Source organism: bacterium, assembly GCA_021371935.1.
In the GTDB taxonomy this organism is placed as follows: Bacteria; Armatimonadota; UBA5829; order UBA5829; family UBA5829; genus UBA5829.
This window is the reverse complement of the sequence record JAJFVF010000008.1, coordinates 1-14460: the sequence shown is the minus strand read 5'-3', so window position 1 is coordinate 14460 and position 14460 is coordinate 1. Positions and strand designations below refer to the sequence as shown.

Sequence of the window (14460 nt, the reverse complement as noted above, 5' to 3'; positions counted from 1 at the left end):
CCACTACTTGACGACTTTGATCCTGTCCAAAGTGCCATAGTCTATAGTCTTGTTGGCCGTCATATAGTCCTCTACGGCTTTGATAATACTCTTGTCCGAATGACGATGCTTTACATCGCCCGATGACCAAATCTTCCAGTAACCCAGCGCTCCGTTGGCCATGGAATTGGTCATGCCCACTGTATACGTCCGGGAGTCAATGATTTGTGCACCCGCCACTTTCACAGACGTCACTCGCTCGCCTATATCCTTGGATGGATCGAATGTAAACTCAAGGCCGGAAACCTGCAGGAACCCTAGATTTGGCTGAGGATATATCGAGACAGACTTCTCAAGCGCCTGACGGAGAGCCTTGCCGGTGATCGAAACCTCTGCCAGGGGATCATCGGGATATGAGACCAGCGCATTGATATCGGACGAAGATATCTCCCCAGCTTCAAACGGTGTGTCTTTGGCATTGACCTCGCTTGCGGCAATAAACGCGATATCAGTGTTCAACTCCGCACGCACTGCATCCGCGATCAGATCGCAGACTGCCGTCTCGGATTTCTCCACATCCTGGTTGCCTAAAGCGCTCTTGCTCTGTGTGCTTGCTCCAACCGCAGCGCAGGCAGCTACAGCCAACACAACAGCTATAATAATCAACTTATGTAGCATCCTCATCTGCATCCCACCTCACAAACTCTCAATATTATAAGACGCACTAAAAATGAAAATGTTCTCGCAATCTTCGATAATTGTGACAAGGGTAAAATCCCTATAGAGGCGGTGCCTCTGAAGGAAGTGAATACAATGCGCAAGTTAATGTTGATACCGGCAATCACGCTTATCTTTGCCGCGCCAATATCCGCTCAGGACAACAAAAACCCCTGCCCTGTCGGAGGTGCGGCGACTGCTGCGTGTCCAATAATCAATGACTCAGTAATCCTGGCTACGGTCAGATCACGACTGGCTGGACTCGTAACCAAACCCGGATGCAATATATGCATAAGCTATTACCACGGACTAATCACGCTGACAGGATGCGTCTATAACGAAAACCAGAAGTCCGTGGCAACTATACTCGCATCCAGCGTTCGCGGAGTCATGAAAGTCGATAATCAACTCCATGTCTCACCTGTCAGCGAAAGAGACAGGAGACTGGCGGCTGAGGTCCGAAACAGAATCAGCCATTCGATGTATAGCCCGGGCACATACACTGTGGATGTCAGAGAAGGCGTTGTGCGCATCTCGGGATATGCTCGCAGTGAGCTTGCTTATGATATGATACCCATCATAGCCGGAGCTGTGCCGGGTGTAACCGCAGTATATAACGATATGGTAATCGCCGGCCCAGAATCAAATATATTTTAGACTTAGCCCGTATTATGCGTAAAGCGCATAATACGGGTCTCCGAGAGCATTATTCACGTTTATCGTGAATAATGCGGGTTAGTATTTGAGATTGAGTATTTGGTAAAAAAGATCGGCGGGAACCCCCGCCGATCTTACCTATTGCCTATTACTTGTTGCCTGTTACCTATATCGCATTATCGGAATCGGCGTCTATTGAGCCGTCTTCATCATCCGAATTCGACAAGTCGGAACTGTCGGATTCACCTTCATCTTCATTGCCGGTATCCGTCAGCGCACTCGTCAGTTTCTTGAAGACATCAGCATCCTCGAGTTCATCTTCATCTTCTTCAGATTCATCCTCGGAAACTGCCTCAACTTCAGCATCGTCACCGCCAAGTGGAGCCAGTTCTTCAAGCTCCAACTCGTCCTCAACAGGCAGAAGCTCCTCTTCTTCCTCTTCAGACTCGTATGTCGGCTCCAATAGCTGGCGTGCGGTCGTGACGACCTCGTGCTCCTCGTTCATTACATCCAAACCCTTATACCTCGGCAGACCAGTGCCCGCCGGGATAAGACGCCCGATGATGACGTTTTCCTTTAGCCCGACCAGGTTGTCACGCTTGCCCCTTACCGCAGCATCCGTGAGGACCCTGGTGGTCTTCTGGAATGATGCCGCTGACAGAAAGCTGTCCGTGGCCAAAGAAGCCTCAGTGATACCCAGCAGCACCCAGTCGGCTGTCGCCTCAGTGCCGCTTACAGCGTTCACGCGGGCATTTTCATCCTCGAAGTCGAACTTATCGACGACCTGACCAGGCAGGAACTTGGTATCGCCGGACTCGATCACTTTGCGCTTCCTGAGCATCTGGCGGACGATGATCTCGACATGCTTGTCGTTGATATCGATACCCTGCGATTTATATACGTTCTGAATCTCGCGGACGAGATACTCCATAACGCCTCGCACGCCCTGAAGCTCAAGGACCTTGTGCGGATCCATCGGGCCTTCAGTAAGTCTGTCACCGGCCTGAACCGTCCGACCGACCTCGACCTCCAGGTTGCCTCTGTAAGGAACCAAGTGAGTCTTGCGCAGCTTAACACTCTGCACACCGGCGTCCTTGATCTTTCGAGCAAGTTTCTCCGTAAGCTCGGTGCCGGCATCAAACATAGTGTCGCCGGTCTTGGGATTGACTACATTATCCACAACCACTTCACCTGCAAGCTGTGAAGGGTCATATGTCGGCTGCTCGGAGTGGATAACCACTCGCTTCAAGCCCCTGGTCTCAATATCGACTACCTCACCGGCTGACTCGGTAATGATCGCCTGACCCTTGGGTTTCCTGGCCTCAAAGAGTTCGACGACCCTCAGCAGACCACCGACCTGGTCCTCCAATACCTTCAAAACCGCCTGGACCGCCCTGGCGCGCTCACGCTCGATGCCCTCCACGCCGTCTTCGATGGATACCAGGCCGCGCCTGATGTCCTCATGAAGGTCGCGCAGGCTTTCCTGTTTCTTCTTCTTGACCTCGGCTACACCGGTCATATACTTGCCGGCGACGCCTCCGGTGTGGAAGGTTCTCATCGTAATCTGAGTACCCGGCTCACCAATCGACTGAGCGGCTATAATGCCAACCGCTGTGCCCGCATCAACAGGCTTGCCGTTAGCCATATCGCGTCCGTAACACTTGCTGCAGATACCCTGACGCAGTTCACACGTCAGAGGCGAACGGACTCCAACTCTCGTTAGACCTGCCGCCTCGATCTCCTTTGCAGCCTCATCACTGATTATCTCGTTTGCCTGGACAAGCGGCTCGCTTGCACCAGGTAGATAGATATCCTCAAGAGCTGTCCGGCCTCTGAGCCTGTCACCAATCGTCTCAATGACTTCGCCGGACTCCTCAATGGTCGAAACATATACGCCGCTGGTGGTGCCGCAGTCCTCACCGCGAACGATCACGTCCTGCGCAACATCGACCAGTCGCCTTGTAAGATAGCCAGCGTCCGCAGTCCGCAGAGCTGTGTCCGCAAGACCCTTTCTGGCGCCGTGCGTCGAGATAAAGTATTCGAGGACGTTGATGCCCTCATGGAAGTTCGATTTGATCGGCAGGTCTTCGATCAGGTTGCCGAACGGGTCGCTCATGAGACCTCGCATACCGGCAAGCTGTGTTATCTGCCTTTTGGAACCTCTGGCTCCAGATGTCGTAATGATCGAGATCGGGTTGAACGGCTCCACGCTGTCTGTGATCGAATCGGCAACCTCATCAGCCGCTCGAATCCACAATTCAAGCACCTGCTGTTTGCGTTCAGCCTGAGTGATCAGACCCCTCGTGTAATCGCGGTTCTTCCTAGCTACAGCCGTCTGTGTCCGTTCGACTATCGCGTCACGCTCGGATGGAATGTCCATGTCGGTCATGGAGATAGTTATGCCCGAGAATGTGGCATAGCGGAAACCGAGCTCCTTAAGATCGTCCAGAAGTTTGACTGTGCGCTCATGGCCGTTCTTTGCATAGCACTCATTGACCAACCTGGCCATCATCTTCTTGTCGACCTCTTTGTCGAGGTAACGCATATTCGGAGGCAGAATATTATTGAATATCAGCCTGCCGACAGTAAGCTCTCTCAGTTCCAGCTCATCGCTGTCCGGCGATTTGGGCAGTCTGACCTTGATAGGTTCATGCACGTCTACCTGGCCGTTGCGATATGCCAGAAGCGCATCCTCTTCATCAGAAAACGTGCGAAGCGCCCTCTCCTCGGGCACGTCTTCATGCTTCATTGTCAGATAGAACGAACCCAGAACGATGTCCTGCAGCGGCGCGACAATCGGCCTGCCGTCGGATGGCGAGAACAGGTTGTGAGTGGAGAGCATCAATACTCTCGCCTCAGCCTGTGCCGATGCCGACAGCGGCACGTGGACCGCCATCTGGTCGCCGTCAAAGTCCGCGTTAAACGCATGACATACCAATGGGTGAAGCTGAATAGCCTTGCCATCCACCAGAATAGGCTCGAAAGCCTGAATGCCGAGGCGGTGAAGCGTAGGAGCACGGTTGAGCATGACCGGATGCTCGCTGATGACGTCTTCGAGCGCGTCCCAGACCTCCGGCTTCATGCGGTCGATCATTCGCTTGGCCGTCTTGATATTGGAAGTATACTTCTTCTCGACCAGGGTCTTCATCACGAATGGTTTGAACAGCTCCAGCGCCATCTCTTTGGGTAGACCGCACTGATGCAGCTTCAACGATGGACCCACAACGATGACCGAACGGCCTGAATAGTCTACGCGCTTGCCCAGCAGGTTCTTTCTGAACCGGCCTTCCTTGCCCTTGAGCATGTCGGAAAGCGACTTCAGCGGCCTGTTGTTCGAGCCGACTACCGGCCTCGTGCGCCTGCCGTTGTCAATCAACGCATCGACGGCCTCCTGCAGAAGCCTCTTCTCATGGTTTATGATCGACTCAGGCGCCCGGATCTCGGTGATCTTCTTTAGTCGGTTGTTCCGGTTGATGATGCGGCGATAGAGATCGTTGAGGTCGCTGGTCGCGAACCTGCCGCCGTCGAGCTGGACCATAGGCCGAAGCTCAGGTGAAATAACAGGTATGCAGTCCAGGATCATCCACTCGGGACGACTCTTGGAAGATATGAACGAGTCAACAACTTCAAGGCGCTTGATCGCCCTTGCACGCTTTGGACCCGTGGTCTGCGAAATCTCTTTACGAAGCTCACGAGAGAGTTTTTCAAGATCGATCTCGGAGAGCAGTTCCCTTACGGCAGTTCCGCCCAGTCCGGCTCGGAGCACATCGTCAAGGTCGATATCGAGCTTCTCTGATACTACCTCGAGAAGCCTGTCGAGAGCGCGATACTGGTCTTCGGTAATCAGCTCGAGTTTCTGAACGCTCTCAAGAAGCTTGAGAGTGGAATGCAGTTCATCGGTGTGATCGGCTGCATCACGCTCTTCCTGCTTGATCCGCTCGTTGAGCTTCTTGGTCTGATCGCTCTTCTTCTTGTCGTCCCAGTCCGGGTTTTCTTTCTCTTCTTTGGCTGCCTCTTTGCGCAGGTTCGCTATGCTCTCATCACGCTGGAGCGCCACATCCTCAGCAGCCGCATTGACAGCCGTGCGTATCTCGTCGATGTGCTCATTGATCTTCGGCCTATCGACATGGATCACGATATATGACGCAAAATACAGCACGCGCTCAAGCGGCCTTGGAGACATGTCCAGCAGCAGGCTCATCGGGCTGGGAACACCCTTCAGATACCATATGTGCGAGACCGGCGCAGCAAGCTCGATGTGACCCATTCTCTCGCGGCGGACCTTGGAGCGAGTTACCTCGACTCCGCAGCGGTCGCAGACGACGCCCTTGAACTTGACCTTCTTATAGCGCCCGCAGTGGCACTCCCAGTCCTTGACCGGTCCGAATATCCTTTCGCAGAAAAGCCCATCGCGCTCGGGCTTGAATGTGCGATAGTTGATGGTCTCCGGCTTTTTCACCTCGCCGCAGGACCATGAACGTATGTCATCCGGGGATGCTATGCCTATCCGGATTTTATCGAATGTACTAGAATCAGCCATTGAGATCCTCCCTGAGTTCCAGAACCTTCTTGCGACGCTTCGCAGATATTACTCCGCCCTCATGCCCCTCCGAAAGCTCGTCTTCGGTGTCCTTGAGATCGATAACCCGGTCTCTGTCATCCTCGACTGATACCTTCAGACCAAGGCTCTGAAGCTCGTTTACCAGAATCTTGAACGATTCCGGCACTCCAGGCTCAAGTATGTTGTCGCCCTTGACTATGGATTCGTATGTCTTGACGCGGCCTTGAACGTCGTCGCTCTTGATAGTTAGTATTTCCTGGAGCGTATAGGCAGCGCCATAGGCCTCCAATGCCCAGACCTCCATCTCTCCGAACCTCTGACCACCGAACTGAGCCTTTCCGCCCAATGGCTGCTGAGTGACCAAAGAGTATGGTCCGGTGGACCGGGCGTGTATCTTGTCCTCGACAAGGTGCGCCAATTTCAACATGTATATGTAACCGACCGTGACATCCTGGCTGAACTTCTGGCCGGTGAGACCGTCGTAAAGCGCGCTCTTGCCGGTGTTCTCATTGAGACCCATGCGCTTCTGGACGTTATCCTCAATTGCAGAAATCAATGCCTCATAGTCATAGCCCTTTGGAGCTTTATTTCCTACATAGGGAATCACCAACTCGGACAGTTCCTCTTCCGGCTCAGACTCTGACCCCATCTCTAACTCTGAATCTTCTTCATCATCAGGTCCGCTTGCAGCAATTCGAGCCTCGTTTTCGCGTCGGAGCCTCTCAGAAAGAGCCTCCCGCAGCGACAGCGGATCGTCCGCGGCAACAGGTCCTGCCAGCTTGATACTAAGAGTCTCAAGCTCGGCCAGGTCAAATGTTTTGATGTGCTGTCTGATACTTTCAACACCCTTATTATACAAATCGATAATTTGCTGGACCTCGGCACCCAAATCACCAGAAGTTATCTCGGGCAGTCTGCCGAGTATATGCCTGACCACCGAGTCGACTTGCTTCTCACTGACAACCTCGGCCTCGATACCGAGTTCCTTGGCATAGTCCCTCAGAACGCCAATCCTGAGTTTCCAGGCCAACACCTGGAGATCAGTCACTATCTCGGTCTCAGTTGCACCCTGGAAAATCGGGTTCTTATACTTGCAGCCAAGGTGCTTACCTACCAGACCCTGGTGAGTCTCCAAAATCTGACCAATGTTCATTCGGCTCGGAACCCCGAGAGGATTAAGCACTATATCGACAGGCTTGCCGTTCGGCAGGAATGGCATGTTTTCCTCGGGCTGTATCTTTGAAATGACACCCTTGTTGCCATGGCGGCCTGCCATTTTGTCGCCTTCCATAACCTTGCGCTTCTGGGCGATATAACACCTGACAAGCTGGTTTACGCCCGCCGGAAGTTCGTCGCCAGGCTCACGGACCAGTTCGCCATCGCATCTTTCGCAGAGCATGCGCTCAGGTTTCTTACTATAATCGAAGACAGCCTCGCACCGGCTGCACTTATACTTGAACCGGCTGAAGACCTTGACGTCGACAACCGTGCCGGTCTCGCCGTGAGGAACTCTCAGCGATACGTCGCGGGTCTCCTCGGCTTTCTTACCGAAGATCGCGATAATCAGTCTCTCTTCCGCCGTCAACTCGCCTTGACCTTTGGGAGCAACCTTGCCGACCAAAATGTCTTCAGGCCTTACCTCGGCTCCTATGCGGATGATGCCGTTGGAGTCCAAATCCTTCAACACATCTTCGCCGACATTCGGAATGTCACGGGTGATCTCTTCAGGACCAAGCTTGGTATCGCGAGCCTCGGTCTCATACTTCTCTATATGGATCGAGGTAAAAATGTCGTCCTTAACCAGCCTCTGGCTAAGTAAAACGGCGTCTTCGTAGTTGTAACCGTTCCACGGCATAAACGCAACCAGAATGTTCTGGCCTAGCGCCAACTCGCCGCCGTCTGTGCATGGTCCATCAGCAATCACTTCGCCCGCGCGAACCCGCTTGCCGGGCTTGACTATAGGCTTTTGCGTGATACATGTGCCCTGATTCGAGCGCAGGAGGTTTATGAGATGATATTCATCTATCGTGCCGTCCTCGGCCTCGACCAGAATCTTCTCGGCGGTCGAATATCGGACAATGCCGTCTCTCTTATTTATAATGACGGCGCCCGAGTCACGAGCTGCACGCCCCTCTATACCCGTTCGCACGATGGGAGCATCACCACGCAACAGCGGCACAGCCTGACGCTGCATGTTCGAGCCCATCAGAGCGCGGTTTGCGTCATCGTTCTCAAGGAATGGGATCATCGCCGTCGCTACCGACATGATCTGCATCGGAGAGACGTCCATATAGGTCACTTTGTTCGCGGCGACCTGCGGATATGTGTTCTCATGCCGCACTACAACCGTTGCAGCAGTGATCTCACCAGTCTCCTGATCCAAAGGAGTGTTGGCCGGAGCGATATACTCCTGGCTCTCCTCGTCCGCAGAAAGATAGACCAGGTCATTCGTGACTTTACCGTTCTTTACGATGCGATAAGGACTGCGCAAGAAACCATATTCGTCTATCTTAGCGTGAATCGCCATAGAACCGATCAGACCGATGTTCGGACCTTCAGGGGTCTCAATCGGACAGATTCGGCCATAGTGCGAGTGGTGGACATCTCGGACCTCGAGCTTGGCGCTCTGTCTGGATAGACCGCCGGGACCCAGAGCCGAAAGCCTGCGCTTGTGCGTAAGCTCGGCCAGAGGGTTGGTCTGGTCCATAAACTGCGAGAGCTGGCTTGACTGGAAGAAGCTCCTTATGCTTGCCGATATCGGCTTGACCGACAGGATGACCTGCGGGATCACGTTCTCAGGGTCCAGGCTCGTCATCCTCTCCTTGGCGACCTTCTCCATCCTCAAAAAGCCCATTCTGAGCTGATCCTGAAGAAGTTCACCGACTGAGCGGACACGCTTGTTTTCCAAGTGGTCGATATCGTCAGTCGAACAGGCCACAAGTCTTATCGCCGTCTCGGAGTAAAGCTCCGCTGGAGTGTCGGAGATCAGACGGTTACCGTTGGGGATAAGGTCGAGCATTCGCCTCATCTCCTTGAGATCGTCCTCGGTTATCATATCTCCGAGCTTGATGTGTTTCAGCGTTTCAAGATGTCTCTTGAACTGGGAAACACGTCCGCCGAGAGCTTTGTCCTCTTTGGATGCCGACTTGGCATCGGCCTTGACGGCCTCCTCAAGCTCAGGCAGGCGCTTTGCAAGGTTCGCAGTGTTGAGATGCGCTACCAGTGAACCTGCCTCGGAAAGGCCGATTATGTATTGTATGATCTTGATTATATCTTCGCGGGTGACCGCTCTGACATGCTCAGGCAGGTTCAAACCCAGCTTCTTGTTGAGTTTGTAGCGCCCTACCCGCGCAAGGTCATATCGACGTGTATCGAAGAAATACGAGTTCATCAGGCTGGTCGCCGAGTCGCGAGTCGCCGGGTCACCAGGTCTGATCCTGTGATATATGTCGATCAAGGCTTCGTCCATGTCATGAGCCGGATCCTGATCGAGCGTTGCATCGATATAGCGGTTCGGAATGTAGACCTCAAGATGCTTTAGAGCGAATTTTTCAATCTTCTTGGCTGCATCATCACCGATCTTTTCGCCCGCCTTGACAAGTATTTTGTCCGTCTTCGGGTCCTTGATGTCCTTTGTTGGACGAAAACCACGGACCATGTCTGCGCTTACATCGGTGATCGTCTCCTTGATACTGAAAATGTCCAGGATTTCAGTCGTGGAGCCGCTGTTATGACCCTTGGTCCCAACCTCAACACTCTCTGAATGCAGAGAGTGGAGCTTTTTGGCCATCTTCTCATCGACGACAGCGCCGGCCTCAAAGAGAACCTCACCGGTCTCCTTGTTGACCTTGTCGGCAGCCAAAGTTCTACCTATCGCCTCATACGCGGGCAGCATCTCCGACTTGGGACACGCCGGCTCAAACAGGTTCAAAGCCCGCAGGAAAGTCGTCAGAGGGAACTTCTTTGTCTGGGCAACATGCACAGTAATGACATCGTTTGCATCAGTCTCGATGTCGATCCAAGCGCCTGGGCTGGGAATTATCGTGGCAAAGTAGAGCACTCGTCCGGAATAGTCAAGAGTGTCCTTGAAATATACGCCGGGTGAACGTGCAAGCTGGCTGACGACAACACGCTCAGCGCCGTTTATAACGAAAGTGCCCTTTTCGGTCATTAACGGAAGATCACCGAGATATACTTCGCTCTCGATAACCTCCTTCTCCGCCGCCGTCAAGCGAACACGCGCTTTGATCGGAGCTTCAAAAGTGGTCATGTCCCGATAACGGCACTCTTCTACAGTGTATTTCGGGTCACCAAGGGAGTAGTCTAACAGTTCCAGGGACAGATTGCCCGTGAAGTCATGTATGGGTGAAAAACTATGAAACAGCTCTCTCAGCCCTTCCCGAAGAAACCATTTGTAGGAGTCGAGCTGAATCTCGACCAAGTTCGGCAGTTCAATCGCCTCAGGGGTACGCTTGGTCCTGTGCTGAATTTCTCTCATCTGGGCCTCCTGATTGGGTTCACACGCGAAATAATATTATATCAGTATCAGGTGTATGTGGTCAATGGAAATATGCACACATACACGTATTTTTTACAGTTTTTTTGTCTGGAAATCGGGTCGGCAGTCGGTAGTTGGCCGCCAATTGACCGTCGACTGCCGAATGCTGACCCATATTGTACACGCACTCAAGGCGCGGCCACAATCGCGACCGCGCCCGAGCATTAAACAGCAATCGAAAACGATTACTTTATCTCTACAGTTGCACCCTCGGCCTCGAGCTTGCTCTTCATGGCCTCGGCTTCTTCCTTGGCAACGCCCTCTTTGATCGGCTTGGGAGCGGAGTCTACGAGTTCCTTCGCTTCCTTCAGACCCAGAGTTGTAAGCTCGCGGACGACCTTGATAACCTGGATCTTCTTGTCACCGGCACCTGTGAGAATGACGTCAAATGCTGTCTTCTCTTCAGCCTCTTCAGCGGCTGCAGCTCCGCCAGCACCCGGCATGGCCACAGGAGCAGCCATCGCCATGGCGGATACGCCGAATTCATCCTGCAGAGCCTTCACGAAATCGTTCAGCTCGAGAACCGTCATATTTTTTACTGTCTCAATAAGCTCAGGTATGTTAGCCATTTTATAAATTGCACCCCTTTTTGGTATGCGCCATATCGGCGCGACTTTTTTTAGTGAAGAGGATTCCCCTCATCCCAACCCTCTCCCACAAGGAGAGAGAGCAAGTTAAGCTGCTTTCTTGTCAGCCACGCCCTGCAGCGTGAATACAAGCTGACTTATCATCTGCTGCATTGTGCTGACCAAACCGGTGATCGGACTCTGCAAGCCGCCTACAACCATCGCATACAACTGCTCGCGCGGCGGAATCTTAGCCAGAGCTTCGATCTGCTTGATATCAATGATCTGTCCATCTACAATACCGGACTTCAGCTTTATCGACTTGGGTCCCTTCGTAAAGTCACCAAGCGTCTTCGCGGCGCCAACCGGATCATCCGTGTAGACAATCGCCGTCGGACCCGCCAATCCCTCGAATAGAGGCTCTGAAGCAGTGCCCTCGGATGCGCGTACAAGAAGAGTGTTCTTTACTACCTTATAACCACTGCCGCTCTCGCGCAGCTTGCTCCGAAGACTTGCAAGACCCTTGACATCCAGACCCTGATAATCAGTCAGGATAATGGTGCTCTTTTCGAGCATGCCCTGCAGTTCCTGCACCGCTACGACCTTCTCAGGTCTCGGCGTTCTTTCAAATGTCGGCAATACGTCTCACCTCCTTTCCAATCGTGCCGCTTACCAGACGCATAAAAAGGGCTATCATTTCGCAGACAGCCCTGAATCATCACCATATACAACATCACTCTGGTGCTTCAGCCTCGGTCGGCGCTCACTTTGAGCATTAAACCTCTCGGTACCCACTGTCTACGGCACGTTATTTAAATTATGATCATCACTGAGTACTGACTAGCTTCTTACTTTTACCAGTAATAATTACCAACACAAGCATTATCAAATTGAGCATGAAGACTATTAGATCGGCCGGGCCGACCTGGTCGGTTATAGACAAAAGAGCATTCCCACCGATCAATAATACTGCAAACCAATGAATAAGTCTAATTCTCCTGGCCAGACCCCAGGCTGCGACAAAATAGAACAGTGCATCAAGCATCAAAAGCCCGGCAATAGCCCAGCGGGTAATCGGTCCCAACGAAGCATTCCTTGCCGGAAAAAGCATTGCTGCCAGCACCAAAAAAATGCCGCTCAGAACAAACAGAACAATTATTAGCTTCTGCACGTTGTCTTGGTTTTTCATGCACGTCCAAGATGACTATTGTCGATTATTTGCTTGTCAGTCTCTGTGCTTCGTAAGTATCGATATCGACACCGGGCCCCATGGTGGAACTGACTGTGATCTTCTGCAAGTATCGACCCTTCGCTGAGGAAGGTTTCGCCTTAACGAGCGCATCGATGAGAGCAGTAAAGTTCTCTATGAGCTGCTCAGGTGTAAATGATACCTTGCCGAGCGGCGCATGCACAATGCCCGCCTTCTCAACACGATACTCCACTCTGGAAGCAGTCTTGATCTCCTTGACGACTCGACCGATATCCTCAGCCACCGTTCCAGCTTTCTTGCTCGGCATCTTGGCGCGGAGAATGCTTCCCAGTCTCCCGACCAGGTTCATAACATCAGGAGTCGCCAGCAATACGTCGAAGTCCATCCAGCCGCCCTGAATCTCCTTGACCAGGTCTTCGTCACCGACTTTGTCCGCTCCGGCTTCCTGTGCTTCAGTCGCCTTGTCGCCTTTGGTAATAACGGCCACCTTGCGGACCTTGCCGGTGCCATGAGGCAAAGTGGTGTTTCCACGAACCATCTGGTCGCCATGCCTTGGGTCGACCCCGAGCTTTATCGCGACATCTATTGTCTCATCGAACTTCGCACTGGCCGTGCTCTTCACCAAATCCAGCGCTTCCTGTGGTGATTTGGGTCCGTCAGCGCCAACGGTCTTGGCTGCCTCGACGTACCTTTTTCCATGATTGGGCATTCATTTCTCCTTATACGCAGGTCCCTATGGGATATCGGCTTTCGCCTGCCGCCTGCAAAACTTTAGTCTACTATTTCGATTCCCGCTGAGCGGGCGGTGCCTTCGAGAGTGCGCATCGCCGCCTCTATGCTGTTTGCATTGAGATCGGGCATCTTGGTCTCGGCTACCTGACGAAGCTGATCGCGGGTGAGCTTTGCCACTTTCCGCTTGTTCGGCTCACCTGAAGCTCTCTCGATTCCGGCAGCCTTCTTCAACAGTTCGCCAGCGGGAGATACCTTTAATATAAACGTGAATGAGCGATCCTCATAGACCGTGATCTCCACCGGGACAACATTGCCGATCTGAGCTGCCGTCTTCTCGTTGTACGATTTGACGAACTCCATTATGTTGACCCCATGTTGGCTCAAAGCCGGTCCCACGGGAGGTGCGGGTGTCGCTTTTCCTGCGGGTATCTGAAGCTTGACCACCGCCATTACTTTCTTGGCCATCTAAGTTCATCCTCCTGCCTGTCACAGACACAATCAAGCAGATTGCCAAGGTCTGCCCGGCAATCTGCATACAAAAGCTGCAAATCAGGCTTAACTATAAACGTTCTACCTGCGAGAAATCAAGCTCAACAGGAGTATCTCTTCCAAAAATTGAAATGAGGACCTTGAGCTTTTCTTTCTGCACGTTTACCTCTTCAATTTTACCTGTGAAGTCTGTGAACGGACCTGATGTGATTCGCACTACCTCGTCCTTCGACCACTTCACCTTCGGTTTTCTATCAGGAGCCTCTATGGCATCCAGAATATCCTGAATCTCTTTGTCCTGCAGCGGCACAGGCTTGTTGCCCGACGTTACAAAACCAGTAACACCAGTCGTGCTCTTGACAAGATACCACGTCGTCTCATCCAAAACCATCTCGATGAGAACGTAGCCGGGGAAGACCTTTCGCTGGACTTCCTGACGCTTGCCGCCTCTTGTGCGCAGCTCCGCCTCCGTCGGAACAAGTATCCTGAAGATCTTGTCCTTGAGGTTCATTGACTCCGCGCGCCGCTCTATGTTGGTCTTGACCTTATTCTCGTGACCTGAATATGTATGTACAGCGTACCACTGTTTTTCTGTCATGCTATCCCTAGCCGAAAGCCCTTCTTTTTATCCTACCCTCTGGGTATTGCGTCTGTGACTCTCGATAAAATGAAATCTATTGCGCCAATGTAGACTGAAATCGCCACGATGGTGAAAATAACCACTATCGTAAACTGCTTTAATTCAGCCTGTGTCGGCCATGACGACTTCTTGAAAGTCTCATACCAACTCTCTTTGATGAACTTAATGAAACGCGCAAAGAACCCCTCACCCTTCGGCTTGGCGGCTGTCTTTGATGCTGCAGTATTGGCCATTAGTCCTCCAAAACCCAAAAAATGGCAGGGGCTGCCGGGATCGAACCGACGACACCCGGTTTTGGAGACCGGTGCTCTACCAGCTGAGCTAAGCCCCTGCGCAACCTGAGTTTCAACA

11 protein-coding genes, 1 tRNA gene and 1 other annotated feature are annotated in these 14460 nt (G+C 52.6%); of the genes, 1 reads left to right on the top strand and 11 read right to left on the bottom strand.

The genetic code is table 11. From position 1 onward, the window contains the following. Positions 1-3: 3 nt before the first annotated feature. The gene (locus tag LLG46_06125; protein ID MCE5322878.1) at positions 4-663 is read right to left on the bottom strand and encodes a 5'-nucleotidase C-terminal domain-containing protein; all 660 of its coding nucleotides are present in this window, start codon (positions 661-663) and stop codon (positions 4-6) included. Between the two features lie 129 nt (positions 664-792). Here LLG46_06125 and LLG46_06120 point away from each other — a divergent pair, with 129 nt between their 5' ends. Beyond that, entirely contained in the window at positions 793-1353 is a 561-nt protein-coding gene (locus tag LLG46_06120; protein ID MCE5322877.1) for a BON domain-containing protein, read from the top strand. A 166-nt stretch (positions 1354-1519) separates the two neighbouring features. On the opposite strand, the gene rpoC is transcribed toward LLG46_06120, so the two are convergent. From rpoC to LLG46_06070, 10 genes are all read right to left on the bottom strand, one after another. Then, positions 1520-5893 carry a DNA-directed RNA polymerase subunit beta' gene (rpoC, locus tag LLG46_06115; protein ID MCE5322876.1) on the bottom strand — a complete coding sequence of 1458 codons (4374 nt, stop codon included), beginning with the start codon at positions 5891-5893 and terminating at the stop codon, positions 1520-1522. After that, the gene (rpoB, locus tag LLG46_06110; GenBank protein ID MCE5322875.1) at positions 5886-10412 is read right to left on the bottom strand and encodes a DNA-directed RNA polymerase subunit beta; all 4527 of its coding nucleotides are present in this window, start codon (positions 10410-10412) and stop codon (positions 5886-5888) included. Before rpoB ends, rpoC begins: the two co-directional genes overlap by 8 nt. 245 nt (positions 10413-10657) lie before the next feature. Next, positions 10658-11041, bottom strand: a complete 384-nt coding sequence (gene rplL / locus LLG46_06105) for a 50S ribosomal protein L7/L12 (GenBank protein ID MCE5322874.1) — start codon at positions 11039-11041, stop codon at positions 10658-10660. 105 nt (positions 11042-11146) lie between these two features. Further along, the gene (rplJ, locus tag LLG46_06100) at positions 11147-11677 is read right to left on the bottom strand and encodes a 50S ribosomal protein L10 (protein ID MCE5322873.1); all 531 of its coding nucleotides are present in this window, start codon (positions 11675-11677) and stop codon (positions 11147-11149) included. A gap of 33 nt (positions 11678-11710) precedes the next feature. Then, positions 11711-11860 (bottom strand) — a sequence feature (ribosomal protein L10 leader region). A gap of 4 nt (positions 11861-11864) precedes the next feature. Continuing rightward, entirely contained in the window at positions 11865-12227 is a 363-nt protein-coding gene (locus LLG46_06095; protein MCE5322872.1) for a hypothetical protein, read from the bottom strand. 25 nt (positions 12228-12252) lie between these two features. Beyond that, the gene (rplA, locus tag LLG46_06090) at positions 12253-12957 is read right to left on the bottom strand and encodes a 50S ribosomal protein L1 (GenBank protein MCE5322871.1); all 705 of its coding nucleotides are present in this window, start codon (positions 12955-12957) and stop codon (positions 12253-12255) included. A gap of 62 nt (positions 12958-13019) precedes the next feature. Then, positions 13020-13445 (bottom strand): 50S ribosomal protein L11, encoded by a 426-nt coding sequence (gene rplK, locus LLG46_06085; protein MCE5322870.1) that lies wholly within the window; start codon positions 13443-13445, stop codon positions 13020-13022. A gap of 94 nt (positions 13446-13539) precedes the next feature. Further along, the gene (gene nusG / locus LLG46_06080) at positions 13540-14067 is read right to left on the bottom strand and encodes a transcription termination/antitermination protein NusG (protein MCE5322869.1); all 528 of its coding nucleotides are present in this window, start codon (positions 14065-14067) and stop codon (positions 13540-13542) included. Positions 14068-14099: 32 nt separating this feature from the next. Beyond that, positions 14100-14342, bottom strand: a complete 243-nt coding sequence (gene secE / locus LLG46_06075; GenBank protein MCE5322868.1) for a preprotein translocase subunit SecE — start codon at positions 14340-14342, stop codon at positions 14100-14102. 22 nt (positions 14343-14364) lie between these two features. Then, positions 14365-14440 (bottom strand) — tRNA-Trp (locus LLG46_06070). Between the last annotated feature and the right edge of the window lie 20 nt (positions 14441-14460).